21 protein-coding genes and 1 tRNA gene are annotated in these 25735 nt (G+C 62.0%); 7 read left to right on the plus strand and 15 right to left on the minus strand.

Annotated features, from left to right (window positions below; genetic code table 11):
- Positions 1 to 10: 10 nt before the first annotated feature.
- The 4 genes from A3AS_RS0114040 to A3AS_RS0114055 all read right to left on the minus strand — a co-directional run bounded on the left by A3AS_RS0114040 (position 11) and on the right by A3AS_RS0114055 (position 8008).
- Entirely contained in the window at positions 11 to 355 is a 345-nt protein-coding gene (locus A3AS_RS0114040) for a hypothetical protein (RefSeq protein ID WP_018318214.1), read from the minus strand.
- Positions 356 to 367: 12 nt separating this feature from the next.
- Positions 368 to 565, minus strand: a complete 198-nt coding sequence (locus A3AS_RS0114045) for a hypothetical protein (protein WP_018318215.1) — start codon at positions 563 to 565, stop codon at positions 368 to 370.
- A 35-nt stretch (positions 566 to 600) separates the two neighbouring features.
- Complete coding sequence (locus tag A3AS_RS0114050; RefSeq protein WP_018318216.1) at positions 601 to 4278, minus strand: DEAD/DEAH box helicase; 3678 nt, start codon at positions 4276 to 4278, stop codon at positions 601 to 603.
- 316 nt (positions 4279 to 4594) lie between these two features.
- A complete protein-coding gene (locus tag A3AS_RS0114055; RefSeq protein ID WP_018318217.1) occupies positions 4595 to 8008 on the minus strand; it encodes a TM0106 family RecB-like putative nuclease in 3414 nt (1137 codons plus the stop codon).
- A 158-nt stretch (positions 8009 to 8166) separates the two neighbouring features.
- Here A3AS_RS0114055 and A3AS_RS0114060 point away from each other — a divergent pair, with 158 nt between their 5' ends.
- Entirely contained in the window at positions 8167 to 9408 is a 1242-nt protein-coding gene (locus A3AS_RS0114060) for a hypothetical protein (RefSeq protein ID WP_018318218.1), read from the plus strand.
- Between the two features lie 241 nt (positions 9409 to 9649).
- Here A3AS_RS0114060 and A3AS_RS50010 read toward each other — a convergent pair whose 3' ends face one another.
- The 3 genes from A3AS_RS50010 to A3AS_RS0114080 all read right to left on the minus strand — a co-directional run bounded on the left by A3AS_RS50010 (position 9650) and on the right by A3AS_RS0114080 (position 10698).
- Positions 9650 to 10096 carry a helix-turn-helix domain-containing protein gene (locus tag A3AS_RS50010; RefSeq protein WP_371260672.1) on the minus strand — a complete coding sequence of 149 codons (447 nt, stop codon included), beginning with the start codon at positions 10094 to 10096 and terminating at the stop codon, positions 9650 to 9652.
- Between the two features lie 125 nt (positions 10097 to 10221).
- A tRNA-Glu gene (locus tag A3AS_RS0114075) sits at positions 10222 to 10296 on the minus strand.
- A 57-nt stretch (positions 10297 to 10353) separates the two neighbouring features.
- Positions 10354 to 10698, minus strand: coding sequence for a hypothetical protein (locus A3AS_RS0114080; RefSeq protein ID WP_018318220.1), 345 nt, complete (start codon positions 10696 to 10698; stop codon positions 10354 to 10356).
- Between A3AS_RS0114080 and A3AS_RS0114085 the strand changes: the two genes are divergently transcribed.
- The 3 genes from A3AS_RS0114085 to A3AS_RS0114095 all read left to right on the plus strand — a co-directional run bounded on the left by A3AS_RS0114085 (position 10697) and on the right by A3AS_RS0114095 (position 13344).
- A complete protein-coding gene (locus A3AS_RS0114085; RefSeq protein ID WP_018318221.1) occupies positions 10697 to 11704 on the plus strand; it encodes an RluA family pseudouridine synthase in 1008 nt (335 codons plus the stop codon). The genes A3AS_RS0114080 and A3AS_RS0114085 overlap by 2 nt on opposite strands.
- Before the next feature lie 217 nt (positions 11705 to 11921).
- Positions 11922 to 12821, plus strand: coding sequence for an RNA polymerase sigma factor RpoH (gene rpoH, locus A3AS_RS0114090; RefSeq protein WP_018318222.1), 900 nt, complete (start codon positions 11922 to 11924; stop codon positions 12819 to 12821).
- Positions 12822 to 13002: 181 nt separating this feature from the next.
- Positions 13003 to 13344 (plus strand): hypothetical protein, encoded by a 342-nt coding sequence (locus A3AS_RS0114095; protein WP_018318223.1) that lies wholly within the window; start codon positions 13003 to 13005, stop codon positions 13342 to 13344.
- A 59-nt stretch (positions 13345 to 13403) separates the two neighbouring features.
- Here A3AS_RS0114095 and A3AS_RS0114100 read toward each other — a convergent pair whose 3' ends face one another.
- From A3AS_RS0114100 to A3AS_RS0114115, 4 genes are all read right to left on the minus strand, one after another.
- The gene (locus A3AS_RS0114100) at positions 13404 to 14030 is read right to left on the minus strand and encodes a peptidoglycan recognition family protein (protein WP_018318224.1); all 627 of its coding nucleotides are present in this window, start codon (positions 14028 to 14030) and stop codon (positions 13404 to 13406) included.
- Between the two features lie 34 nt (positions 14031 to 14064).
- Positions 14065 to 15276: a GGDEF domain-containing protein gene (locus A3AS_RS0114105; RefSeq protein ID WP_026201983.1), complete on the minus strand. Its 1212-nt coding sequence runs from the start codon at positions 15274 to 15276 to the stop codon at positions 14065 to 14067.
- Positions 15277 to 15941: 665 nt separating this feature from the next.
- Positions 15942 to 16553 (minus strand): LysE family translocator, encoded by a 612-nt coding sequence (locus A3AS_RS0114110; RefSeq protein WP_018318226.1) that lies wholly within the window; start codon positions 16551 to 16553, stop codon positions 15942 to 15944.
- A gap of 216 nt (positions 16554 to 16769) precedes the next feature.
- A complete protein-coding gene (locus tag A3AS_RS0114115) occupies positions 16770 to 17144 on the minus strand; it encodes a response regulator (RefSeq protein WP_018318227.1) in 375 nt (124 codons plus the stop codon).
- Positions 17145 to 17265: 121 nt separating this feature from the next.
- Here A3AS_RS0114115 and A3AS_RS0114120 point away from each other — a divergent pair, with 121 nt between their 5' ends.
- The gene (locus A3AS_RS0114120) at positions 17266 to 18096 is read left to right on the plus strand and encodes an SDR family oxidoreductase (protein WP_018318228.1); all 831 of its coding nucleotides are present in this window, start codon (positions 17266 to 17268) and stop codon (positions 18094 to 18096) included.
- 145 nt (positions 18097 to 18241) lie between these two features.
- Here A3AS_RS0114120 and A3AS_RS0114125 read toward each other — a convergent pair whose 3' ends face one another.
- Positions 18242 to 19048 carry a lytic murein transglycosylase gene (locus A3AS_RS0114125; RefSeq protein ID WP_018318229.1) on the minus strand — a complete coding sequence of 269 codons (807 nt, stop codon included), beginning with the start codon at positions 19046 to 19048 and terminating at the stop codon, positions 18242 to 18244.
- A gap of 268 nt (positions 19049 to 19316) precedes the next feature.
- Here A3AS_RS0114125 and A3AS_RS0114130 point away from each other — a divergent pair, with 268 nt between their 5' ends.
- The gene (locus tag A3AS_RS0114130; protein WP_018318230.1) at positions 19317 to 19661 is read left to right on the plus strand and encodes a hypothetical protein; all 345 of its coding nucleotides are present in this window, start codon (positions 19317 to 19319) and stop codon (positions 19659 to 19661) included.
- Between the two features lie 460 nt (positions 19662 to 20121).
- The gene (locus A3AS_RS0114135) at positions 20122 to 20358 is read left to right on the plus strand and encodes a hypothetical protein (RefSeq protein WP_018318231.1); all 237 of its coding nucleotides are present in this window, start codon (positions 20122 to 20124) and stop codon (positions 20356 to 20358) included.
- A gap of 18 nt (positions 20359 to 20376) precedes the next feature.
- Here the strand turns inward: A3AS_RS0114135 and A3AS_RS0114140 are convergent, their stop codons facing one another.
- From A3AS_RS0114140 to dnaG, 3 genes are all read right to left on the minus strand, one after another.
- Positions 20377 to 20757 (minus strand): thiol-disulfide oxidoreductase DCC family protein, encoded by a 381-nt coding sequence (locus A3AS_RS0114140; RefSeq protein ID WP_018318232.1) that lies wholly within the window; start codon positions 20755 to 20757, stop codon positions 20377 to 20379.
- Between the two features lie 184 nt (positions 20758 to 20941).
- Positions 20942 to 23083, minus strand: coding sequence for an RNA polymerase sigma factor RpoD (gene rpoD / locus A3AS_RS0114145; protein WP_018318233.1), 2142 nt, complete (start codon positions 23081 to 23083; stop codon positions 20942 to 20944).
- Positions 23084 to 23459: 376 nt separating this feature from the next.
- Entirely contained in the window at positions 23460 to 25469 is a 2010-nt protein-coding gene (gene dnaG, locus A3AS_RS0114150) for a DNA primase (RefSeq protein WP_018318234.1), read from the minus strand.
- Between the last annotated feature and the right edge of the window lie 266 nt (positions 25470 to 25735).

Below are 25735 nucleotides of genomic sequence, written 5' to 3' on the forward strand. Positions count from 1 at the left end.
CTAATATTACTTAACTTCTCGGAATGGAAACGTCGTGGGCAAACATGCCCAGCCTTTCGGGCCTCGGAAATTTCTCGCTCAAATGCTTCAAGGTTTTGATGCACAGATCAAGCGACCATGCGACATTCTTGCTGGTAAAAGCGTCATGGTCGTTCCGGCCCGATTCCTCGGGCTTATCGTCGAATTGAATATGTACGCGGTTGCGAAGCTCGCGCAGGCGATGCAGGTCGTCGTAAATGGTCGCGCCCAGACCATCGAGAAGCTTGTGGGTCTTCATGGCCTGAATGATGTTGTTAAATCGCTCGATCTGAGTGTCACGGATTTTTTTGAGGACTTCAGCCGGAATGTTGGGCACCCCTTCCGTAGTCTAATTTTGTGCTCGATAGATAATCTGATCAAGCGCGGCTTCAACAATAGAGCCCGCTTGGACCACCATGAGCTTGTTGAACGTATCGGCTTCGTTGGTCGAACTTAAACGACACAGAGCCTTGCCATTGGCCAGAATGTTGTCGCCCACCTTGAAGTCACCGATGAAGTTGCGCTTGATAGTTTCGATATTTGCCATCGTTAGACATCCGTTCAATGGAATTGAAGTATGCTCTAGCGGAAACCGCCGTGTCCGTCTCGCTTGACGATCGCAATATTGCCAAGGATCGCATTGTCTTTGAGTGAGTAGAGCATCGCCGCATGTTGCGTTCTGAGCCCTAGCAAGGATTTGATCTCGACGGCGAGCGCGATCTTTTGACCATCAGGCGAGAGTTGTCCGGACTCGATCTGGCACTTCTTCGTGTTTACCGCTGACGACACCAAAGGAAGGATGATGTCCCAACGATCTCGAGCATCTACGGCACGGCGCCTGCCGGCGAGAAGCTCTTCAACAGGCTGAAGACGACCCGACTCGTTTGACAGATACTGGAAATGAACGGAAAGCTCCAAGAGAGCGCAGGTCTTGAGATCATCCGGATGGGTAGCGGCACCGCTCCACTGACAGTGCTTCGCCTCGATCGGCGCGCAGAACTTCCCGTAAGCGGAGCGGATGCCCTCATCTGGTAGGAAAATAGCGTCCGACAGATTGCTCGAGACCAAATGCTCCGCTAGCACACGTTTGCCGCTGACGGACGATGTCCGAAGCTCACTGGGCAGCACGCGCTTGCCTGTGACGTCGCAGAGTTGCAGGACGTCTGGTGCAACGATCCGTCCAGTCTTGGCGCAGCGTTCGGCCTCAGGCGGCAGCAATGTGCGTTTGGTTTCCTGGCAGCGGACGAATTCCCGAACATGTCCGCGCTTACCGGAGACCACGGAGGAGGCCTCTTGATCAAGCCGATAGGGCTTGCCCGAAACCTCGCTTTTCCCAAGCTGCTCCAGTAGCACATCGGCCCTTGTGAAGGCGCATTGCCCAAAATGGGCAGGCTCTCCCTTCTTGCCGGTGATGGCGCAAGATTTGAGCAATGTCCGGTCAACGACAGCGTTCGTGATGTCAGACATGCCAGCTTCGTCAACAAGGAGCGACTTGCCAGAAAGCGAACAACGAAGGAGATGTTCAGGCAATCCGTAACGTCCGCTCACCTCCGAACGCGCCAACCGGTGCCTTAACGCGCGCACGCCGGACAGTTCACAGGCGGCGAGGCAGTCGGCAGGCACCTCAACACGCGTCAGCCCGCATAGCTCCAGCGCCGGCGCAGTGTCGATCCGATTGGCGGAAGGCGTGATCGCGAGGTCGCTCTCATACAACGCGCCATCCAGCTGGTAACGCACCTTTAGATTTACCCGCCGGGTCACCTGGCCGTCCAAGGCGACAAGTGTTGTGTCAATCTGTGGCGTGAATTCATCTTCCAGCTTCTTGCGCTTCCGAGCATCTTTACCGGCCGACCTCAGTTCAGTGTCGCGCCGCTCGAGATAGAAGCGGTTAAATTCAACGATGTTTGGCTCGCGATTGGCTTCATCCAGAACGAGATTGGAATTGAGACCAGCAACTGCGGGGTGCTGAAGTAGATCCGGTATAGCGTCGAGTGCAGCGGCCGCCTGGGTGTGCTCGCTGGGATTGCACGTAATCGTCACTATGCGCTCATAACTGTCATGGGCAGTTGTCGCGCGTACGCGGGTAATAGCATTACCTGCGAACCCGCGCTGCACGCTCACGATTGTCACCTCCGGCTTCGTTCCCTTAAAAACAGACACCCAGTCGCTGACAAGCGCCTCTATCCGCTGCCGCGGCTCATGATCGGTATCCTGAACGTCATGAAGGCCGGAAGCCGTGACGCGATCAACAAGACGAAGAAAGGCAGGACTCCCTGGCCTATAGAGCGGTACCTTTGCGTAATCGGACCCCGCATCCTCTGTGAGGCGCGCCAATTCTGGCCTACCCTTGCCGGTGATGCGCAGAACACCAGGAGCGATATCGTTGACAGTTCCGCCGAGACTTGCGAACGCCGCGCGCACGAATGACTCGAGGTCCATGGAAGGCTTGATCTTTTCGAGCATCGGCGTCTGGGGGCCGACATAGTCGTAGCCATCCTGCGACCCTAGCGTTTGCTCAATATTCTCTTTCTCTTCTTCGAGGGTCTTCTTGGCAGCTTCGATGCTGCGGGCGATCCTCTCTGCGGCAGCTTTCATGTCGCGGCCAGCAAGTGCCGCAACCACAAGCTCGCGGATCTTTTCGTCGAAACCGGTACCCTCTTCCTCGTCGCCGACGCCCGATGCTTCGAGCAACGACTCGATATCGCCGATCGCATCGGTCGCCATCTGCAACTTGGTCATCAGACGGCCGACAATATATTCTTCGAACGTGCCGGCGAGCATCACATTGTAGATGATTACGTTCCTGTGCTGAGAGCCGAGGCGCTGAACGCGACCGATACGCTGCTCCACGATCATTGGATTCCAAGGCAGATCGAAATTGATCAACACGTTCGCAATTTGAAGATTGACACCTTCCGATCCAGCTTCGGTTGAAACAATGGCACGGATTTCAGGCGGATCGGCACGGAAACGAGCTATGGTCTCTTGGTTGCGTTGGCCGGATGATCCGTTGATGATGCCGACCTTGAGACCGAGCTCCTCGAGAAAAACCTGAATCGTGGTCTGAGTTTCACGCCGCCCAGTAAATACGACCATACGCCAGCCGGTCGGATTTTCCTGCTTGAGCAACGAAACGAGCTGACGCAGCCCTTCAAGCTTCGCGCTCGTCTTCATGGGTGTGACGATGGCTTTGACAGTCTCCGCGAGCTCCATCGGCACGGTCTCGTTGCGAGCCATAGTCTGAAGCTGGGCCATAAGCGCATGCGGGCTGCTGGTCAGCGCTTGGAGAATACTTATCTGCGCTAGCCGATTTAGCTTCTGGATAGGCTTGGCGATAGCCTCGATAAGGGCGAGCTCCTCGGCAGAAGGATCGACCTTGTGCAGCTGAATCTTTCGCTCGGGAAAATCCAGATTGGCATCGCCCCGCCGCACGCGCGACATGTAACCATAAACGATCTTTCGAAATTCCTCACGCGCGTCAGGTTTCAGGACCCGCGCGCTCTCGCGCTTGTCCTCGATGAAACGGCGGGCGAACATACCTTCATTGCCGAAGGGGTTTTCGTGACCGCGCGCAACGCTAAGCAGATCGACCAGTGAATAGAGGTCCCAGAGCCGATTTTGGATTGGAGTCGCCGTCAGCATCAACACATAGCGAAAGCGGCGCTGCTGAAGAGTTCGATGAAAGACTTTTGCGACCTGCGGTGTGGGATCGACACCATAGAGATTGCGAAGCTTATGGGCTTCGTCCAGCACTAACATGTCAAAGCGGTCGTCGGGAATCTTGTCCAAGTGCGAGCGCGCTGAATGATATGTCGTGATGACGGCCCCTACGTCGTCAGGTTCAGCGGAAACAAGCTTGCTTCCGGTGACAACCTCACCCGGGATATCGAACTTCGTCCCAAGCTCGTCCTTCCATTGAGGGCCAAGCAATTTGGGGGCGACTATTAGGATCTTAGCAACGCGGTTTCGGGCGATAAGCTCGCTCGCCACAAGTCCCGCCGATATGGTTTTGCCGAGACCGACATCGTCCGCCAGCAGGGTTACCGGGAGACGCCGGCAGAAGGTGATGAGGTTTTGGACTTGGTGATGGAAAGGATCGAGGCGCTCCTTCCAGCGGAACTCCGATTTAAAATCATCTCGGCTCTCAATCACGATCGGGTCGGTCAGCCCCCATTCCAGCGCGGCCCGATACACCGTATAGTCTTCTGGCGATTTCGCTCGCCGCAAAATCTTGGTCTGTAGCCCCTGCCCCGACGCCATGCACCCGCCCCTTTTACAACCAGAGTGACGCTAGGCGCGGGCCGCGGCAAGCCCTTCTTTCGCCAAACCTTCCAAACACTTAAGTCTGTACGCCGTACGGCCTCCTCTACAGGCGCGGCCTAGCTGGCCACTTAGTGGCCCGCGCACGGCGACAATTCGGCCAGGATGAGTGTCGAGTAGGCCGCGTACCTGCGCAGGTGCTTACAGAGTACAGGGCCACGGACGAATGCCTAAATATCTAGAAATCGGCGCTCGCAATCTATGCGTCGGCATCAATTTTGATTATGCGGAAGGGTCGGGAGGCGCGTTCTCTCGACTAAAGTGTGATCGTCTGTGCCAGTTCGAGGTAACGACAGAACGCATTCGCCAGTTGCATCTGGCGCGGTGTTTTGCATTCGGCCTCAAAGATCGCCGGAGACGCAACCATGATCGCGAGGCACTTGGCACGAGAAATCGCAACGTTCAGGCGATTGGCGCTGTAGAGAAATTCCATTCCGCGCGGCGCATCGGCGTGGGATGATGTCGCTAGAGAATAAATCGCGATGGCAGCCTCTTGCCCCTGGAATTTGTCGACGGTGCCGACGTGCGCACCGGGAATGCGCTGCTGAATTTCAAAAACCTGCGCGTTGTAGGGAGCGATGATGATAATGTCAGAAAGTTCCAGCATTTTGGTTTTGCCGTCCCTGTCCGTCCACTGCGTTTCTGAAGACAGCAAAGAGGTCACGATCCGCGCAACGGCGTCGGCCTCTTCAATTGAACTGGATTGGTTGCCGATATGAGTAACCGGCAGGTACCGCAGCCCGGTTCCGAGGAATAGACCGTTGGAGGTCACGTTCTGCTGCGCGCAGTTGGGCACCGCGTGCAGTTTGCTGTCGTAAAACAGCTCCGAATTGAAGGCGGCAATCGCCGGGTGCATCCGCCAGGTCTCTTCCAGAAAGAGTCCCTGATCAGGGGCAATCGTCTGGCGACCGGCAAGGATGTGATGAAGCGCCGATACGCCTGTCCCGTCCGGATGTGATCCCTGCATGGGCTGGTCCAACTGTTGGGGGTCGCCCAACAGAATGACTTGGGGAGCGGCCTGCGAAACGGCGAGGACATTGGCCAACGACATCTGCGCGGCTTCATCAACGAAGAGAACGTCAACGCTGTTCGCCACATCCTCGCGCGCCCAGAAGAATGACGTGCCGCCCAGGATAGCGATTTCGCCGGAGCTGATCGCCCCATTCGCCTTAGGATTATCAGGATAAACACGTACGTGATCGGTTTCAGAGCCTTTGTCCGGGCATCGATGCCCGGCCTTGATGGCCTGTCCTGCTGCCAACGCCACTTCGATCGCCTTGTCGATCAGATTGCGAATGACCTTGTGACTGTTGGCGGTGACGCCGACGCGCTTGCCGTCCGTGAGCAGGCGGCAAATCATGTGCGCACCGGTGAAGGACTTTCCGGTGCCCGGCGGCCCCTGGATCGGTAGAATACCGCCTGAAAGCGCAGGAATGATCCGCACGGCATTCTCCAGGGTCGTTTCACTTTCGATGCGCAGCGGCGCCGAACCGAGCCGCGGCGGCAATCGAAGCAGAAGGTCACGCGCCGCCTGATATTCCCCCACGCCCTCGATGCCGTGTTCGGCGACGTAGGTGCCAAGGCGCAGAAGCGATTCCTGCTGCTCCTTCGTCGGAATATGTGTGTGCTCGAAGACGGCGTCAGGATGGATACCCGCCGTCTTCTTGGACTTCTTGATGTCGATCGTGAGGTCGTCCTGTGAGACGGCGGCGGCTGACCCGAACTTTTCTCCTCCTAGGGCATGTAGGTCAGCTTCGTCGCGAATATCGGTATCCTGCGGGGCAAACCTGTACCGGTCCGTGGGAATGCCCTGCTTGCTTCGTTCTACCGTCCCAACGAATTCTAGGGCGCTCAGGCCCGCCTTTTCATCAAGCAGCTCCTCGGCCGTCAGCGCCGCCAGCCGGAAATACTCCCACCAGATCGCTTTTTCTTCCCGCCGATGCCAGTCGAGCGAATGCGCCAGAATAAAGCGGCTCTGCTGCTCCGGCGTACGGTCGACAGGGTCGATCGGAACATCATGCGTCAGCAGCTCGATCAGCTCATTGATGCGCGCTTCATGCTCGGCAATATCGTCGCTTGGACCATCGCTTCCAGGTGCAGGCCGATCAATCGCAGCACCATCTGCAATCGCTTGCGCGCGCAGATGCTCCAGCCAATCACGCAAGGCCGCCGTGGAATTGCAGTCGTCCTGATTATATGCGGCCACAGCCTGGCGTGCCGCCTCATCGATCGACTGAGCGTCGCCCACTTCTAGACCCGCCTGAATAGCCGCCAGCGCTACATTTGCATCTTGGAGAGGCATCACGCGCGTAAAGGCGTAAAACGGCTCCAGCTTCTTGATCGAGTAGCTCTCGACGCTCGCTCTGATCGCATTGCGCACGACGGCATAGAGATCAACCATAACCTTGCCGCGCAGGAGATCATCCACCTCGGTTTGCCGTGTGGCATAGCGCCCCATAAGGCGCTTCAACGCACCGGGTTCATAGGGCGCGTAGTGATAGACGTGCATCTCCGGGAACTCGGCGCGCCTTGCCGTGACGAAGTCCATAAACGTCTCAAAGATCACCTTTTCGGACGTACGGTCGAACGCCCACTGTGCTTCGTAATGGTCGCTGCCTGCCGCGTCGCTGTAGCGAAAGCCGAACAGGTATTCGAAACCGCCTTCACCGATGAACGGGTCTCCCTCGATATCAAAGAAGACATCACCCGGAGACGGTGCAGGCAAGAGGTAAAGGCCCGTTCCAGGGATAAAATCGAGCAGTTCGTGGCGCAAAGTGCCGGTCTCACGCGCTTCGACCTGAACACGCGCCTGCTCCCGCGCCTTAGCGTAGCTGGCAACAGACCCCCGCTTCGGCTTCCACGACAGAGGAACAGGCATTGTAGAGAGCGCCTTGGCCGTCGCGATGCCATTGATCCGCAGCTCGTTCATCTGTAACGCGGACACGTTGGCCACTAGACAGAGATGGTCATCGGCGCGCCTTCGCGCGTCGCATTGCGGCTCCCAGCGACATACGTCGCAATGGGTCTTCGGATCAGGATAGACGGTGTTGGCAGTGTCGGCGCCGCCGTCCACCGCCGTCTGAGTGGCGCACTGCGCCTTGCGAAAGAACGCCATATAATCGGCAACCCGGAATTGCTGCGGACGAAAGTCAGACCAGGGCGCTACGACGTAGACGAACTCCGGCTCGACGCCCTGCATGGCAGCAAGGAGCTGCGCGTAGAGGCATAGCTGCAAGATGGTGCCGCCCTTAGTTTCGCGGGCAAGCTTGGTATCGATGATCTCGTAGGACCAGTCCCCCAGGGCGCTTGGTGTTTCTACTCGCCGCAGAATGTCGGCGCGTCCGACCCAGTTCCCGTCGCGCACGGCTGCCTGGACGATGATCGCGTGACCAGCCTTCATCGCCTCGCGCGTTTGGGTCACGGAATCATCCGTAACATCGACGCCCTCGATCAGGAACGGCTCGAAGCCGTCAGCCCTCAGGTGACAGAGAAAGGCCTTTTCGTGCTTCTGACCACGCTCGCGCAATATGTCGAGGAGCGGGTCCCAGCGCGCAGGTTTAGGCAGCAATCCCTGTGTGACCTTGAGATCGACGCTGGTCAAGTGCGTGCAATAAAGATTGCCCACGAGATCGTGGGCACTGAGCACTAAAGCGCCGCCGACTTTTTGCATGATCCAAGCCCCCAAAGGCGCAAAGGCAATCGGGCACGCGCCCGCGCTTGGCCAGGCCCGATTATACACTCAACCCACAGATGTCTCGCAATCCCTACTCCATTGAGGATTAGGGAGGAGTATATTGCGGTCCCCCAGATTCGCGAACGGACTCCCAGATGCGTTATGGCCAACCCGAGCTGCTGTTCAATAAAATTGGCATGCACGATCTCATGTACCGCCAAGAGCAGAGTGCCGCGGCGGCGCCCGCTGGTATCAACGATAACCTTCTTCTGAACACGCCCACCGAGGACCTGGTCGAAGAGTTAGCGGAGAAATACCGCCTCAACGTTCCAGTCCTCGATCGATCCAACGCCGAGGCTGAGCACTCCGAAGGGCCTGTTGAAGTCTACGACTACTTTTCTCGCGACTATGGTGGGAGCGACGGGCGCCGCACAGTACAGGGCAGCATCGTCGAGCTGACCGTTCCCTACACGGGGGACCGAGGAATGTTCGATGTCCAGCCGACGACCTTCGACAGCGGTCCGCCGCGCGCACAAATTGATGGGAACCACGTTGTCGTCAGGCATTCGGATCGAGAGTTAAAGCCCGAAGAGGCTAATAGAGCCTTGAATGGGATACTGGACGACATCGAGCGATACTTGACCTGGCAGCGAGCTACCGCCGAGCCCTTCAATGAGCGGATCAAGGTGCGCTTGCGCGAGGCCATTGAGGCCCGCAAGGTCAAAGTCCTGAAGGACCGCAACTCGGTTGCGAACCTCGGATTCAAGCTGAAGGGTCGCGCGGACGCTCCCAAGACCTATGTCGCTCCAGTGGTGCGGAAGAAGATCGTGCCGACCACTCCGAAACCGGCAGCCCAGGCTACGTTTAAGCCCGAGCCGATGCTCGATGACCAGACCTATTCTGAAATACTGAAGATTATCGAGAACATGACGCTCGTTATGGAGCGTAGCCCGTCTGCCTTCGAATCGATGGGCGAAGAAGATCTCCGGCAACATTTCCTGGTGCAGTTGAACGGTCAGTTCGAGGGGGCGGCTTCAGGCGAGACATTTAACTTCATCGGCAAGACCGACATCCTCATCCGGGTCGAAGGGCGCAATATCTTCATCGCCGAATGTAAGTTTTGGAGCGGTCCGAAGGCATTCACGGAGACCATCGACCAACTGCTTGGATATTTGAGCTGGCGGGATACTAAGGCCGCCGTAATTATCTTCAGCCGCAACAAGGACTTTTCCAGCGTCCTGAAGGGAATTCAGGAAACAGCGGACGCTCATCCTCACAAGAAACGGGGGCCGACGAAAGATGGGGACACTCGCCTAAGATACATTTTTGGCAATCCCGCGGACCATAACCGCGAGATATTTTTGACGATCTTGGCATTCAATGTCCCGAGCACCTAAAGCGAAGGAGCCGCCGCTCAGGTGGCCGATGGTTCAGCCTACCGAACGACCAGGTTAAATTCCCGATCGAAGTCGAGGGATTTGCCGAATTCGGCGACGGCCGTCGAGCCGAGCACCATCGTGGCGCAAGGACAAGCCCGCCCCCTACCGCTCCATCAGCGCTATCTGAGGGAGCACATCATCAAAATGAGTGCCTGAGGAAGAGCGCGTTGAAAGTGAGTCGCTCCCTTAAGTCGCGCGGTTAGTTCGACATGTTGGTGTCAAGGAGCGCCATGAGTGAGTGCACCACCACTAGTCGCCGACGTCCGATCGTTGTCGTGATGATACGCCCAGCTCCTATCAACTCATAGAGCTTCGTGCGTCCCAAGCCGGTCGCTTCGCACGCATCGTCAACCGTGCAAGTGAGCCGCTGGGCGAATGGCATGATCCGCGGTTCTGCGGCTTTCGGAGCGGATAGACTGACTTGTGACTGTTGCCCGCCAGTTTTCTCTCGTCGATTGTATCTCACGTGGCCCTCGTTTCGCACAAAGCTCGACCGGGCAAGAGTTGATTGCGCGACGAGCAACGTCAATGCGAACATCCGAGGGTGCTCGCGTACGAGAGCGCACGTCAGCGGCGGTTTGAATACTTCCGGACACCAAGGGCGACGGAGAAATTTTTCGCAAATGCGCCAGCGACATTGAGGCATCGCGCCGAGGCTGGTCTGCCAATATCGGGAGCAAATTCCGCAAGCGTTTGCCGCTGTTCACCAGCGTCTTATTCAACCATTATTCAACGAATGCGGCTGGTGGCTAGCTAAGTGTCTGAGTTTGCTGGCGCTCCCTAGGGGAATCGAACCCCTGTTTCAGCCTTGAGAGGGCCGCGTCCTAACCGCTAGACGAAGGGAGCGTGAGGGCTAGCCAATAGCCTCGAAATTTGTCCGCCGCAAGGACCCCGAGGCGCCTTTTACGGCTCATTGGCGAATTTCAGCCGTCCGGCCGGCTTGAGGGTATGGGCGTCGAAGGTGCGGATCTCGATGATGCCGCCCACATCCAGGCTGACCACGAGGCGGTCGCCGGCGAGGCCGGTGGAGACGATTTTGGCGCCCTTCGGCAGGATGGCGGTGACGTCACTGGCCGCCTCGGCCGCCCTTCCCTCCGACTTGAAAAGGCGGTAGCCCACCGCGATCAGCACGGCGCAGATCGCCAGCGCCGTGGTCAACCCCGCGATCAGCATCATCCGCCGCACCCGCGCGAACAGCGCGGCCTGCTCGGGGGTCGGTTCGGGAACAGCGGTATCAGTCGTCGTCATGGAAAATTTTGGCTCTGCGCAAAGGTTGGAGGTTGTCGTCGCCGGCAACGAGGGGTCGGCCCGGCTCGACCGCGTGCTGGCGGCACACCTCACCGACCTGTCGCGATCGCGGCTGAAAGCCCTGATCCTGGCGGGCGCGGTGAGCCTGAAGGCCTCCGCGGTCCGCGACCCCGCTTATCACGTCACATCCGGCGATACGATCATAATCGACGTGCCGGAGGCGGCCCCGCCGGAGCCGAAGGGGGAGGATATCGCCCTCGATATCGTGTTCGAGGACGATGACATCGTCGTCCTCAACAAGCCGAAGGGGCTGGTGGTGCACCCCGCGGCCGGCCACGAGACCGGTACGCTGGTGAACGCGCTGATCGCGCATTGCGGCTCTTCGCTGTCGGGCATCGGCGGGGTGCGACGGCCCGGCATCGTGCACCGACTCGACAAGGACACCACAGGGCTGATGGTGGTCGCCAAGAACGACCTCGCCCATGCCTCGCTGACCGCGCAATTCGCCGACCACGGCCGCACCGGTGCGATGCGCCGCGGCTACATGGCCTTTGCCTGGGGCGTCCCGGGCCGCCATCGCGGCACCGTCGACGCCCCGATCGACCGCCATCCGCATGCGCGCGAGAAGATGGCGGTGCGCCAGGGCGGCCGCGAGGCGGTGACGCATTGGGAGATTCTGGAGAGTTTTAACGGACGCGACGGCAAGCCGATCGCGACGCTGCTCGCCTGCGAGCTCGAGACCGGGCGCACCCACCAGATCCGCGTCCACCTCGCTCATATCGGCCATCCCCTGATGGGCGATGCCGTCTATGGCCCGCATTTCAAGACCAAGGCGAACCAGTTGGCGCCCTCGTCGCAGGGCGCTCTGGCCGCGCTTGGGCGGCAGGCCCTGCATGCGTATTTGCTGGTATTGGAGCACCCGAGGACCGGAGAATTACTCCACTGGGAGGCGCCTCTGCCGGAGGATTTGCTTCTCCTCCAGAGCACCCTGAAAGCGGCGGTATGACGCAGGCCCTTTAAGAAAAGCGTTACATTACAAAAGATTATAGCTGCCACACGGGGTCGTGACGTCAGCAATCCTTCCCTTTTTGCCCCCCCATGGGGTATATTGCGCCTGCGTTGGAAATGACCAACGGAACATCGCAGCTACGGCCGGCTTTAACACAGCGGTCGTCTGCCTGGCCCGCCGCTATCGGGGGCCTGAACCTTTGGAGGGCTTCAGTATGGCCCGTACCGCTGCTTTGCCGGTCCTCAATGGAGAATCCGGCCTTTCCCGTTACCTCGCCGAGATCCGCAAGTTCCCGATGCTGGAACCCCAGCAGGAATACATGCTCGCCAAGCGTTGGCGCGAGCATGACGATCGCGACGCGGCGCACCAACTCGTCACCAGCCACCTCCGGCTCGTGGCCAAGATCGCCATGGGCTATCGCGGCTACGGCCTGCCGATCTCCGAGGTCGTCTCGGAAGGCAATGTCGGCCTGATGCAGGCGGTGAAACGTTTTGAACCCGAGAAGGGGTTCCGTCTCGCCACCTATGCGATGTGGTGGATCAAGGCGTCGATTCAAGAGTACATTCTGCGTTCCTGGTCGCTCGTGAAGATGGGCACCACCGCGAACCAGAAGAAGCTGTTCTTCAACCTGCGCAAGGCGAAGAGCAAGATCAACGCGCTGGACGAGGGCGATCTGCGCCCCGACCAGGTGAAGATCATTGCCAAGCGCCTCGGCGTCACCGATCAGGACGTGATCGACATGAACCGCCGCCTCGGTGGCGACGCGTCGCTCAACGCACCGATCCGCGACGACGGCGAAGCCGGCGAGTGGCAGGACTGGCTGGTCGACAATACGCCCAACCAGGAAGCCATGCTGGCCGAGCACGAGGAGTACGACGAACGCCGTGACGCGCTGAACGGCGCCATGGGCGTGCTCAACCCGCGCGAACGCCGCATCTTCGAGGCGCGCCGCCTCGCCGATGAGCCGATGACGCTGGAAGACCTTGCTGCCGAGTTCGGCGTGTCGCGCGAGCGCGTCCGCCAGATCGAGGTCCGCGCCTTCGAGAAGGTGCAGTCCGCGGTCAAGGGCACGATCGCAAGGGCCGAACAGGCCGCGCTGGAAGCCGCGCACTAAGCGGGGCGTTTCCGCGGCAAGAGATTGGCGGATCGAGAAAGAGAAAAAGCCGGCGGCAACGCCGGCTTTTTTGTTGGGTGAGCTGCGCCAGCTTCGCGAAGCTGGCGGGGGCACTTGAACGCCTATGACGGGTCGCCCGACACATGATGGTCGGTCACATCCTCAAGAACGGACACGCACCGTGTCGATCATCCTGCAATCCACCGTCGGCGGCTTCTCTCCCCAGTTCATGCGCAAGCTGCCGCTGGTCGAGCAGGCGATGCGCGAGCACGGGCTCGAGCCGTCGGAGTTCGTGATCTCCAAGGACTATGCAGGCACGGCGACGATCCCGCTGATGGGGCCATTCTTCTTCAGTTACAGCGTGTTCTTCGGCGAGGAGACATTCACCGTCACCGAGCCGAACGACATGGTGTTTCTGGATTACTTCTTCAAACGCGTGCTGGCGGTCGACGATCCGCCGGAATTGCCGCAGCGGCCGGGATTGATGCGACGGTTCTTCGGCTGGATGGCGCAGGCGGTGTAGCCAATCCGGGCCGCCGGTCGTTCACCTCGCCCCGCTTGCGGGGAGAGGGAGCGCACCTCCTACTCCCCCCACATCCTCGCCAGCGTCGCGAGCCAGCAGCCTTCGCAATAGCGCGCGTCCTTGTAGTCGATCCAGTTGTGGGCATAGACGCGGTCGAGCGGGATGTCGTAGCGCGCGCGCAGGACCTGAACGAGCACGCGCCACGCCGCGACCTGCGCGTCGGTCGGACCGGTCGTCACATCAGGATAATTGCCGGCGAACTCGACGCCGATCGAATTGTCGCGCACCACTTGCCGATAGGTCGCGCTGTTGTCGATATACTTGCTGTCGTTGCGGTTGGCGCCGTCGCCATGGGTCGGCATTAGGTTTTCCGCGACCGCCCAATAGACCGTGCCGTCGGTTTCCACCCACACGGTGACGCCGCGCCGCGTCGGGGTCTTCGCTTGCGCTTGCGCGCCGCCGCGCGCCGAGCCCGCCGGTCCTTCGGTCTGGTGCACGATGATGTTGCGCCAGGGTCTTGCGTTCCGGACGTCACCCCAGGGCGCCAGCCAGACCAGCTTCAGGCCGGGAATGTCGGGCGTGCCGGAGGCGCGTGCGAGCTTTGCGAGTTCGGCATCCTCGGCAGCGGCGGGGGCGATCAGAAAGAAAGCGGCCAGAGCGGCCGCGAGCAGGCGAGCGATCATCATGCGGGTCCAACGGTGACCGCAACCTAGCATGGCCTCAGGCGAAATGGCGCGCGGTCTCGCCCCGGCCGATCGGCTCAGGCGAGAGCGGCGGCGACGGATCGTAGACGGCAAAATCGTTCTTGCCGTTCTTCTTGGCGGCATAGAGGGCGTGGTCGGCATTGGCCATCAGGCGATCCGGGAATTCGCCGATGCCGCGATCCCACTGCGCGACGCCGATCGAGATCGCGATCGGGATCTCGCTGCCGGTGCAGGCCTCGGCATCCTGACGGCAGACCTCGAGCACGCGGCGGGCGATCGCGGCGGCCTCGCGCAAGGACGAGGACGGCAGCACGACGCAGAACTCGTCGCCACCGGTGCGGGCCAGCATGTCGCCGGGCCGCAGCCGCGTCTGCGCCATCAGTGTGAAGTGCTGCAGGCAGGCATCGCCGGCGGCATGGCCGTGGGTGTCGTTGATGGTCTTGAAGCCGTCGAGATCGATCACCAGCAGCGAGAACGGCGCACCGCTGCGCTCCGAGCGGGCGCATTCCTCGGTCAGGCGCTGCAGCAGATGCCGCCGGTTGGCGACGCCGGTGAGGTCGTCGAGCAGCGCGAGGTCGGCGACCTCGCCCCGCAGCCGGTCCATCGCCATCAGCAGGAAGCCGAAATTGAGCGTCATCGACAGGAACAGCAGCCCCAGCACCATCACGGCATGGGTCTGGCCGCCGGCCTTCGCCGACAGATCGTGGCCGAGCAGATTGCCGATCGTGCGGGCAATGAGGATCGCGATGATGGTGAGGATGACGATGCCGGACAGCCGCGCGCCCGGGCTGACGCGCCCTTCCGGCGGCGACAACAGCAGGCGCAGCGCCAGCATCAGCGGCAGGGCCTGACCGAGCGTGTAGCTGAGCATGCGCAGCTGCATGTGCTCGAAGCCGACCATGAAGACCACGACGCCCGCAAGGCTCAAGCCTCCCGTCGCCGTCATCAGGCGCCATGAGACGGGCCGGCCATAGAAGCGCTGAATGCCCATCGCGGCGAGGCAGCTCGCGGCGATGACACCGGCCGCGCCGAGCAGAAGCGGGAGGGGAGAAGCGACGAACAGGCGCACCAGCGCCGTCATCGCGCCGATCGCGCCGACGAAGGACGATGCCATCCAGAACCGCGCGGCGGCGAATTTCGGATAGGAGCGCGTCACGTAGGCCCAGATCACGCCGAGCGCCAGGAAGTTGACGACGAAGACGGTCCAGAGCGTCGGTACGTTCAGCATGACGCGCGCGGCATGCGCAGCGTCGCGCCCCCCGTCCCTGGCAGCCGTCCGTCCATGACCCATCCCCGTTTTCTTGCGGAGAAGAATGCGGCCTTCGCGCTTAATGGAGTCTCACCGCGTTCCGGCAAAACGCGCCTTTGGTTTTGGATTCATGAACGGCGCCGCTCCGTTGTCGGATCGTTAGGGATGTCGGCGGCGACGCCGCTTCGACGCCGCGATGCGGATTCGCGCACCAAAATCACCCGAAAATGCATCTGAGCTGTGGATAACGCGATGACACGGATGTGACAGCGCGGGGCAGGAAGGCGCGAATCTGCTGAGTTTGTCGTCGAGGATGTTGCGAGGCTGGCCCTCCGCCGAGCATCCCTCGTGTCGCGTTCCACCATTAACCCTTAAGAGGATCCTATGGCTAAGAAAGCGAAGAAGGCGACGAAGAAGAAGGCGAAGAAGGCCAAGAAGGCGAAGAAGAAGTAACGAGGCTTGTTCTTTGCCCGGGTGGAGCTTGCTCCGCCCGGGCGTCGGGTAAGTTTGAAGGTGGCGGGCGCGAGGCCCGCTTTTTTATTGGGTGGTGTTGAGAACGCTGCCCCTCCCGGACGCCGCATCAAGAACGTGGATGCCCGGGACAAGCCCGGGCATGACGAACCTTTCAAAAGGTGAAGGAGGAACTACCTCTCCGCCAACGCCAGCTTGGCGCCTAGCGCGGCAAAGCCCGCCGCAAAACTGCGGCGCAGCCAGGCCATGATGCGCGGGCGGGAGATGACGTGCTCGCGCACCGAGGCGGCGCAGAGGCCGTAGACCACGAACACCGCAAGGGTCATCGCCATGAAGGCGCCGCTCAATTCCAGCATGCGCGCCAGCACATGGGCTTCGTCCGCGGCGATGAACTGCGGCAGGAAGGCGAGGAAGAAGATCGACAGTTTTGGATTGAGGATGTTGATCAGAAAGCCGGTGACGATGACGCGGCCGACCGAACGCTCGCGGATCTCGCCCTCGACTGCCAGCGCACCTTGCTCGCGCAGCGCCTGCCAGGACATGTAGAGCAGATAGAGCACCCCGCCCCATTTCAGCGCGGCAAAGGCGAGCGCGCTGGTGTGGAGCACGGCGGCGAGCCCGAGCATGGCCGCCATCATGTGCGGCACGATCCCGAGCGTGCAGCCGAAGGCGGCCGCGAGACTGGCACGCGAGCCGCGCGTCAGCGCCGCAGCCAGGGTGTAGAGCACGCCGGTGCCGGGCGAGGCGACGACGATGAGCGAGGTGAGCAGGAAGGACCAGGACATGGGCGGACGCTAGCACCCGGCATCGCGGCGGGGAAGTCAGGTCTCGGGCCTTCAGTCTCTGACCGTCACCCTGAGGTGCTCGTCCGCTTGGCCGAGCCTCGAAGGGCGACGGCCCGGCTGCGTCTCGGCCGTGCATCCTTCGGGGCTTCCCATCGGGCGCTTTGCGCCCGATGCCTCGCACCTCAGGATGACGGATTTGATAGCGAAACCTTCGCTTCACGCCAGCTGCGCGAGCTCGGCTTCGCGCAGCACGTCGAGCGGCGCCCAGGGTTTGGCCCAGAACTTTGCGCCGTCGGGCAAGGGCTGCATCAGGGGGCGGCCGGAGGTGACGACGACGTCGAGCTTGGGATTGCGGTCCTTGGCGACGTGCGCGAGCTCGACGCCGTTCATGCGCCCCGCGAGCTGGACGTCGGTCATCATCAGGCAGAGCGCCCCGGCGCTCTTGTCGAGGACGCGCTCGGCGGCCTCGGCGCTTTCGCACTGGATGACCTGGTAGCCGCTCTCCTCCAGCAGCAGGCTCAGCATCTCCCGCTGCATGACGTCGTCTTCAACGATCAGCGCAGTTGCACGAAATGGCTGTGCCTGTCCCATCAGCGTCTCCCAATGATCGCTTGCGTAACGTATGTTAAGGAGCCAGAGCGCCTGCGGTTCAGTTCCATTCTGAAAAAATGTAAATCATGGTTCCACGCGCAGGGACTTGACGGGGGGATTCATGACCACGATTCGCGGCGCCGCCGCCATCACAGGAGCCGCCAGCGGCATCGGCCGGGCGCTGGCGATCGAGCTTGCACAGCGCGGCTGCGATCTTGCGCTGGCCGATCGCGACGAGGCCGGGCTGAAGACGCTCGCGGCCGAGATCGGCGCGGGACGCAAGGTCAGCGTGCACCGCGTCGACGTGGGCGAGCCCGACGACATCGCGCAGTTCGCGAACGAGGCGACCTCTACCCATCCCGCGCTCGGCATCGTCGTCAACAATGCCGGCGTCGCGCTGATGGGCTCGTTCGAGGAGATCGACCAGGCGCAGATGGACTGGCTGTTCGACATCAATTTCTGGGGCGTGGTGCACGGCACGCGCGCCTTCCTGCCGCATCTGAAGACGAGGGGTGAAGCGCACATCGTCAACCTCTCCTCGATCTTCGGCATCATCGCGCCGCCGGGGCAATCGGCTTACGCGGCGGCCAAGTTCGCGGTGCGCGGCTTCTCCGAGAGCGTGCGGCACGAGCTTGCGGTGGCGGGCAGCCCGGTCAGACTGTCGGTCGTGCATCCCGGCGGCGTCGCTACCGCCATCGCGCGCAACTCCCGCACCGGGGTCGGTGTCACCGACAATGCCCGCCGCGCGCAATCGATCGAGCGGTTCGAGACCGCGGCGAAGACCACGCCGAAAAACGCCGCGCTGCGCATCATCAAGGGTATCGAAAAGAACGAGCCCCGCATCCTGATCGGCAACGACGCCCGCTTCATGGACCTGTTGCAGCGGTTTCGGCCGGCAACGTATTGGGCGCCGCTGCAGCGGCGGCTGGAGAAAATGGCGAAGGGGACGTGAGGTCGGGGACGCGATGGCGTTGCTTCGCCCTCCGCTGTCGTAGGGTGGGCAAAGGCGCCCTTGCGCCGTGCCCACGATCTCTTTGCCGCCGACAGAAGTCGTGGGCACGCTACGCTTTGCCCACCCTACGAGACTGAGTATGTGGTCACTGCCCCGCCAGCCGGTCCGCAAAATAGCCGATCGTCTTCCTGTAGATCACCGCCCTGTTCCACTCGCGCATCGCCTCGAAATTGGCGGTGCCTTCGCCATAGGGCTGGCCCATCTTGAAGCCGCTGGTGTGGAGCAAATTCGCGGTCGAGGCGAGCACGTCGGGGACGCTGTGACGGAGGTCGACATGGCCGTCGCCGTCGAAATCGACGCCGTATTTGATGTAGGACGACGGCAGGAACTGGGTCTGGCCGATCTCGCCGGCGAAGGCGCCGATCAGGTCGCGCAGCGGAAGGTCGCCGCGCTGCACGATCTTCAGCGCAGCGAGCAGCTCGCCCTGGAACAGGTCGGTGCGGCGGCAATCATGCGCGAGGGTTGCGAGCGTGCGGACCACCGGCATCTTGCCGATGTCGCCCTTGCCGAAATCGCTCTCCAGCCCCCAGATCGCGACCAGGATATAGCGGGGCACGCCGAACTGCTGCTCGATGCGCGAGAGTAGCGCAGCGTGGCGCTGCAGCAGTGCTCGGCCGCCGTTGATGCGGCCGGGGCCGACGCGGGTCGAGACATACTGCTCAAAGCTCTTGTTGAAGGTGTGGCGCTGGCGCCGGTCGAAGGCAAGCACCGCGCCATCGGGGGTGACGCCGCTGAGCGCCGCGTTGGTCACGCTGGCCGAGACGCCGGCCGCTTGCGCTTCCTGGGCCATGGTGGCGACGAAACTGTTGAAGTCCCCGCCGCAGCGCGCGGCCTGCGCCGACCCGCCGGCCAGACAAATGACGGACGCGGCGGCGAGAAGCAGTCTCAGCATGTGGAGCAATCCCCTTAAAAATCTCAAGCTGCGAAGCAGCGCGCGGATCATGCCCGGGAACGCAGCGAGCGTCAAAGCAGCACGCTTGATCCGCATCAAACTGTCTCACGCCCTGCTGTCTAGATTGCAGATACACGGGAGCCGCCAAGGAGAAGCCTCCATGACCGGCCGGATTGACGGATGAGAGAGCTGGCGCTGTGACAATGTTGCTTGCGCCACACCGCTGCGCGATCGACGACGACGTTGAGCCAGGATGAAGCGATCAACCATGTCCAACCATCAACATCCTCACCGGCCAGCCCGCTCCCTCCTCCGCATTCCCCTGTTCCGCCTGCTCGCCATCAATCTCGCGATCGGCGCCTGCGCCGCGACGCTTCTCGTCGGCGGCCTGCTCTGGCTCAATCCCGGACATCTGCGCGAGCTGATCTTCGCCGACAGTTCGCCCGGCATCGCGCTCGCGCTGCTGGTGGCTTCGTTCCTCATCACCTTCGGCTCGGCTGCGATGGGCAGCGCGATCATGGCGCAGGGACTTAAAGAGCACAGCGGCAAGGGCGGCGGACACGCGTCGCGGCTGGCGGTGCAGGAGACGGCGCGGCGCACGCGCACGCATTGAGACATCAGCCACGACGATGGAACTCGCTTTTACAAATCGAGATCACACTGTCTGCACGCAGGCGGGAAGAGGTGCAGGCTGGCACGCCTTCCGATACAGCGCGCCACGCGCGTTGCATTGCGAAGGCCGGCAAGATGAACAAATTGGTTTGACGCTCTAAACAATTGCTTCGATGTGAATCGAAACCAGATGTCGCGACCATCGCATATCTGATCCGCTCGCTGCGACATCAACGCCGCCACGATTTGCTTGCCATCGCAGGGCGTCTTCTATAGCCTTCTATTTTAGGTTGTCACCCTGCCAGCCCCGGGTGACGCTGAAGACCAAAAATAAGCGGCGGGCTTCGGCCCGCCGTTTATTGAGGCAAGGATCCCTTGCGCAGCGGGCCCACGGCTCCGTACCGACCCCGGCGACGCGCGAAGTCATTTGACTATGACGCGGCTATCGACGACAAGCCGCCATGGCCAAAAAACCCGGAACCAATCCCAAAGGCGAATTCGCCTTTTTCAACGTCTTCTATGAAGACGATTCCCAGCGCTCCAACCGCCGCGTACCGAGCGAGCTGCTCGGAGGCCTCGACGGCGACGAACCCGCCCGCGCCTTCATCATGGAGCAGGACCGCGAGATCGCCGAAAAGAGCGGCCGCCCCGCGCTCGAGATCAAGCGGATCGAGCGGGTCGGGGTGAAGAAGAAGTAGGACGACATAAGCAGGCGCTCACCAGCGCCCGCTCCTTTTATTCCAGGCAAACAGCAGATCGGCAAACCGGTCGTAGCCGAACCGCGTGAATGGCAGCGCCACGCGATTGCCGAACAGCGCAGCAAGCCAGCCCTCCCCCGACGTCAGCCTCCACAACGCAATCGCGACATCCGCACCGACGATGAGCCGCCCCGCTTCATCGGTCGCATGCAGGCGCCGCCTGATGTCGTCGAGCGAAGCACCAAAGTGCGCCAGCGCGTCGGGCTGCTCGTTGATGTCCCTGAACTCGACCGTCCCCGCGCGCACCAGCGCCAGCAGCTTGTTGCGCTGCCAGTCGATGCCGGCGTCGCAGACGGGGCAGCGGGTGTTGTACCAGACGGTGAGGTGATAGTCGGGCATAGCTGGCGGGGTTGAAAAAAGCGGAAGAGCAACGGAGATGGAATGAGCAAACCAACGGCATCCGCTTCGCAATTTACTATCCGACGCAATCCAGGCGCTAGCACAAAGAAAAAACGGCGGGCTTTTCGGCCCGCCGTCTTCGTTACGATGGATGCCCGGGTCGGGCCCGGGCATGACGATCCGATCAATTATCCAAGAAGCTCCGCAGCTTCCTCGACCGCGACGGATGCTTCAGCTTCCGCAGCGCCTTCGCTTCGATCTGGCGAATACGCTCGCGCGTCACGCTGAACTGCTGACCCACTTCTTCCAGCGTATGATCCGTGTTCATGCCGATGCCGAAGCGCATGCGCAGCACGCGCTCTTCGCGCGGGGTGAGCGAGGCGAGCACGCGCGTGGTGGTCTCGCGCAGATTGGACTGGATCGCGGCGTCGATCGGCAGGATCGCGTTCTTGTCCTCGATGAAATCGCCGAGGTGTGAATCCTCTTCGTCACCGACGGGCGTTTCGAGCGACAGCGGCTCCTTGGCGATCTTCAGGACCTTGCGGACCTTCTCCAAGGGCATGCCGAGCTTTTCGGCGAGCTCTTCCGGGGTCGGCTCGCGGCCGATCTCGTTGAGCATCTGGCGGCTCGTGCGCACGATCTTGTTGATCGTCTCGATCATGTGCACGGGGATGCGGATGGTGCGGGCCTGGTCCGCAATCGAGCGGGTGATCGCCTGCCGGATCCACCACGTCGCGTAGGTCGAGAACTTGTAGCCGCGGCGGTACTCGAACTTGTCGACCGCCTTCATCAGGCCGATGTTGCCTTCCTGGATCAGATCGAGGAATTGCAGGCCGCGGTTGGTGTATTTCTTCGCGATCGAGATCACGAGACGGAGGTTGGCTTCCACCATCTCCTTCTTGGCCTGGCGTGCTTCGCGCTCGCCCTTCTGCACCGAGTGCACGATCTTGCGGAACTCGACGATCTCGAGGCCGGTCAGGGCTGCGAGCTGATGCACCTCGTGACGCAGGTCCTTGATGCGGTCCTTCTCGTGATGGACGAAGTTCTTCCAGCCCTTGGCCGAGAGCTTCGAGACGCGGTTGAGCCAGCGCGGATCGAGCTCCGAGCCGGTGTAGTTGCGCAAGAAGTCCTCGCGCGCGACGCCGTGGCTGTCGGCAAGGCGCATCAGGCGGCCCTCGTGCGAGACGAGGCGCTTATTGATGTCGTAGAGCTGCTCGACGAGCGAGTCGATACGCGCCTGGTTGAGGCGCAGCGACTTCACCTCGACGATGATCTCGTCCTTCAGCTTCTTGTACTTGCGCTCCTGGTGCGGCGAGAGCGACTCGTTCTGGAGCTGGTTCTGGATGTCCTGCTCCTGAAGCTTGCGCAGCTTCTTGTAGCTGTCGGCGATCTTGTCGAAGATCTCGACCACCTTCGGCTTGAGCTCGGCCTCGATGGCCGCGAGGGACATCTGGTTCTCGAACTCGTCGTCGTCCATGTCGGACTCGGCCGCAGCCTCGCCCGGATCCTTTTCCTCGCCGGCTTCCGTGCCGCCCGGCGCAGGCGCGGCCCGGAACGGGGTCGGCGACGGCGGCGCGGCGGGCGGGGCGACATGCGCGGGCGCGCCGGTCGCGGCGGCCTGGCCGCCCTCGGCAGGCGCTTCACCGTTCTCGCCGGAGGGTCCTGCGATCATCGCATTGTTCATCCCGGCCTTGGCGTCGGGGCCGGCATAGGTGGCTTCGAGATCGATGATGTCGCGGAGGAAGATCTTGCCTTCGTTGAGCTCGTCGCGCCAGATGATGATGGCCTGGAAGGTCAGCGGGCTTTCGCACAGCCCTGCGATCATCGCCTCGCGGCCGGCCTCGATGCGCTTGGCGATGGCGATTTCGCCTTCGCGGGAGAGCAGCTCGACCGTGCCCATCTCGCGCAGATACATGCGCACGGGATCGTCGGTGCGCTCGCCCGGCTCGCTCTTCTTGACCTCGGTGACGGCCTTCTGGGTGACCTCGACGAGCTCGTTGTCGGTCTCGTCCTCGCCGCCCTCGTCCTTGTCCTCCTCGCCTTCGCTATCGTCGGCTTCGGTGACGTTGATGCCCATGTCGGAGAGCATCGACATGATGTCCTCGATCTGTTCGGGCGAGGTCTGGTCGGACGGCAAGACTTCGTTGAGCTGATCGAAGGTCACGAAGCCGCGCTTCTTGGCCTGCTTGATCATCTTCTTTACGGCGGCGTCGGACAGGTCGAGCAACGGCGAGGGCGCGTCCTGGGAATCCTTCTCCGGCGCGTCCGCTGCCTTGTCGTCTTTTTCCTTGTCCTTCGCCTGCAGCGTCTTTGCCTTGGTGGCCATCCATTGCTCCTAAACGCGCTTCAATGCAGTCGGCTCGCCGCGTCTGCCTGAATTCACATGAACCTGTTGCCCGACGCTCTCGCTTCGGCAGCTCTCGACACGGAAAGGGCGGCGCACATATCTCTCGCCACCCCCAACTCTCTCTCGCCGGAAATGCCTAACGCTTCGTCAGCCTCTTTGTCGCAGCGGATGCAGGTGTAGTGCCAACAGCAATTGCGCGGATTCATTCCTGACGCGTCTGTTCTGCCTGCGGCCGCCTGGTGGCCAAAGTGCTACAAGACCGTTAAGCCTCGATTAACCCTGTTTTTGCCGCCAAACCTTGGATTTGGCGAGTCTTTTAGCGGTTCCGGCTCCGGCCGTCCGCATGATTCTTTCATCACACGCTCTTCTGGAACCGACCCGACAGCTCGCCAAAACCCTCGATCAGGGCTTCGGTGCCGTCGACCTCGGCCATCCGGGCCTTGACGTCACGCAGCCACGCCAAATTGGCCTCGCTGGGGTCCTCCCCCAAGGCCAGCTCGGCGTCTTTCAGCTCTCTAAGTAGTGAATGCCATTGCCGATGCAAGGCAACCAGCTGATGCCAGGTGGCGAGAACGTCGTCGGGGGCGGCGCCTTCGCGGGCGCCCCACACCGCCGCGGTGGTGATGCCGTTCTCAACCCGTTGAAGGATTTGCGAAAATCCGCTTTTGGCGAGATCGCCGCGCATCTTTTCGGCCTGCTCGCCGGGGTCCGGGGAATGGTGGTGGTCATTGGCAAAGGCGGCGATGATGCCGGCCCTGAGCTTGTGGGCCTCGGGATGGGCGAGCTCCAGGGCCGCGACCTCCTCGAGGTGGTCGTGCAGCAGCCAGGGGTGGTTGATCAGGCATTGCAGGATCAGCGCCTCCCGGCGGGAGATGGCGCTGCGCTGGCCGCGCATGATCGGGCTGGCCGCCAGCTGCGGGCTCGCCGCCTGGTAGGGGCCTGACGGTAGCGGGATGGGACCGGGGGGACCGCGGCGGCCGCCGCCGAACCCTTGCCCCCCGAATCGATTCGCGCCTCCCGCGGCCCGGGGCTGGAATTGGCGGCCGGAATTACCTTGGAGATTGCCCCGGCCGGCAAAGCCGCCGCGGCCACCCTCGGGCGCGAAAGTGCGCCGCAGCCGCTCGGCAAAATCATCGCGGTAATAGCGCCGCACCACCTCGTCGCGGATGCCGTTCGCGAGCTCCTTGATGCGCGCCTCCAGCGCGGCGCGGCGCTCGGGGGTGGCAAAATTGCCGCCTTCGAGCTCGCGCGACCAGATCATCTCGGCAAGCGGCTTCGCCGCCGCGATGACTTCCTCGATGGCGCCACGACCGCCGGAGCGCGCGAGATCGTCGGGGTCCTGCCCTTCCGGCAGCAGCGCGAAACGAAGACTCTTTCCGGGCGCGAGGAAGGGCAGCGCGAGATCGGCGGCACGATACGCCGCCTTCTGGCCGGCGCGGTCGCCGTCGAAGCAGAGGATCGGCTCGTCCGCCATCTTCCACAACAGCGCCAGCTGGCTTTCGGTGAGCGCGGTGCCGAGCGGCGCCACGGCGCCGGCAAAGCCCGCGGTGACCATGGCGATGACGTCGACATAGCCTTCGACCACGATCAGCGCGCTGCCATCATGGGCGGCTTTGCGCGCGGTCTGGTGATTGTAGAGATTGTCGCCCTTGTGGAAGAGCGGCGTCTCCGGCGAGTTGAGATATTTGGCCGGAACGTCCTTCTCCAGCGCGCGCCCGCCGAAGGCGATGACGCGGCCGCGCAAGTCCGTGATCGGAAACATCACGCGGTCGCGGAAGCGGTCGTAGGGAACGGGAATGTCGTCTCCGGCCACCAGCAGGCCGGTCTCGACCATGTCGTCGACGGAGACACCGAGCTTGCCGAGATGCTCCTTCAGCGCGAAGCGATCGGCCGAGGCATAGCCGAGGCGGAACTGCAATTGAGTCGCCGGCGAGATCCCGCGGTCGGCGAGATAGCCTCGCGCCTTGGCGCCGACGCGCGAGGCCAGCGTCTCCGCGAAATAGGTCGCGGCGAGATCCATGACGTCATGGAGCGTGCGGCGGCGCTGCTCCTGCCGCGCCGCATCCGGCGTCACCGCCGGCAGCGCCAGGCCCGCCATGCTGGCGAGCCGCTCGACGGCCTCCGCAAACGGCAGGCCGTCGGTCTCCATCACGAAGGAGATGATGTCGCCGTGCTTGCCGGAGGAGAAGTCGTGGTAAAAACCCTTCTGGTCGTTGACGTAGAAGGACGGCGTCTTCTCCTGCTGGAACGGCGACAGCCCCTTCCACTCCCGCCCGGCCTTCTTCAGCTTGACGCGCTTGCCCACGACTTCGGAGACCGAAAGCCGGGCACGAAGCTCGTCGAGGAATTGGGGCGTGAAGCGCATGGGCCTCTGTAGCGCGAACCGGGGTGAGTCGGGCGAAAGATCAGGGATATAGGGGCGGCGGGCCTAAAAGTCAGGTTTGTCAGGATTATACGCGCTGTTCACAGGCCTTTGGTCCCGTCCCCCTGAGGTGCTCGCCTGTTCGGCGAGCCTCGAAGGGCGACGGCCCGGCTCTAACCCTCGGCCGTTCATCCTTCGAGGCTCCCGGAGCGATGTATGGCATCGCGCCACTCGCGCCTCAGGATGACGGGACCGTAGTGCCGAAATGA

This window comes from Bradyrhizobium sp. WSM2793, from assembly GCF_000379585.1.
Lineage (GTDB): Bacteria > Pseudomonadota > Alphaproteobacteria > Rhizobiales > Xanthobacteraceae > Bradyrhizobium.

What these genes read in the sequence shown, in the direction of transcription:
- A3AS_RS0114045 (WP_018318215.1), bottom strand. Translation starts at nt 565, where the DNA reads ATGGCAAATATCGAAACTATCAAGCGCAACTTCATCGGTGACTTCAAG.
- A3AS_RS0114050 (WP_018318216.1), bottom strand. Translation starts at nt 4,278, where the DNA reads ATGGCGTCGGGGCAGGGGCTACAGACCAAGATTTTGCGGCGAGCGAAA.
- A3AS_RS0114055 (WP_018318217.1), bottom strand. Translation starts at nt 8,008, where the DNA reads ATGCAAAAAGTCGGCGGCGCTTTAGTGCTCAGTGCCCACGATCTCGTG.
- A3AS_RS0114060 (WP_018318218.1), top strand. Translation starts at nt 8,167, where the DNA reads ATGCGTTATGGCCAACCCGAGCTGCTGTTCAATAAAATTGGCATGCAC.
- A3AS_RS50010 (WP_371260672.1), bottom strand. Translation starts at nt 10,096, where the DNA reads ATGCCTCAATGTCGCTGGCGCATTTGCGAAAAATTTCTCCGTCGCCCT.
- A3AS_RS0114085 (WP_018318221.1), top strand. Translation starts at nt 10,697, where the DNA reads ATGGAAAATTTTGGCTCTGCGCAAAGGTTGGAGGTTGTCGTCGCCGGC.
- A3AS_RS0114080 (WP_018318220.1), bottom strand. Translation starts at nt 10,698, where the DNA reads ATGACGACGACTGATACCGCTGTTCCCGAACCGACCCCCGAGCAGGCC.
- rpoH (WP_018318222.1), top strand. Translation starts at nt 11,922, where the DNA reads ATGGCCCGTACCGCTGCTTTGCCGGTCCTCAATGGAGAATCCGGCCTT.
- A3AS_RS0114100 (WP_018318224.1), bottom strand. Translation starts at nt 14,030, where the DNA reads ATGATGATCGCTCGCCTGCTCGCGGCCGCTCTGGCCGCTTTCTTTCTG.
- A3AS_RS0114105 (WP_026201983.1), bottom strand. Translation starts at nt 15,276, where the DNA reads ATGCTGAACGTACCGACGCTCTGGACCGTCTTCGTCGTCAACTTCCTG.
- A3AS_RS0114110 (WP_018318226.1), bottom strand. Translation starts at nt 16,553, where the DNA reads ATGTCCTGGTCCTTCCTGCTCACCTCGCTCATCGTCGTCGCCTCGCCC.
- A3AS_RS0114115 (WP_018318227.1), bottom strand. Translation starts at nt 17,144, where the DNA reads ATGGGACAGGCACAGCCATTTCGTGCAACTGCGCTGATCGTTGAAGAC.
- A3AS_RS0114120 (WP_018318228.1), top strand. Translation starts at nt 17,266, where the DNA reads ATGACCACGATTCGCGGCGCCGCCGCCATCACAGGAGCCGCCAGCGGC.
- A3AS_RS0114125 (WP_018318229.1), bottom strand. Translation starts at nt 19,048, where the DNA reads ATGCTGAGACTGCTTCTCGCCGCCGCGTCCGTCATTTGTCTGGCCGGC.
- A3AS_RS0114130 (WP_018318230.1), top strand. Translation starts at nt 19,317, where the DNA reads ATGTCCAACCATCAACATCCTCACCGGCCAGCCCGCTCCCTCCTCCGC.
- A3AS_RS0114135 (WP_018318231.1), top strand. Translation starts at nt 20,122, where the DNA reads ATGGCCAAAAAACCCGGAACCAATCCCAAAGGCGAATTCGCCTTTTTC.
- A3AS_RS0114140 (WP_018318232.1), bottom strand. Translation starts at nt 20,757, where the DNA reads ATGCCCGACTATCACCTCACCGTCTGGTACAACACCCGCTGCCCCGTC.
- rpoD (WP_018318233.1), bottom strand. Translation starts at nt 23,083, where the DNA reads ATGGCCACCAAGGCAAAGACGCTGCAGGCGAAGGACAAGGAAAAAGAC.
- dnaG (WP_018318234.1), bottom strand. Translation starts at nt 25,469, where the DNA reads ATGCGCTTCACGCCCCAATTCCTCGACGAGCTTCGTGCCCGGCTTTCG.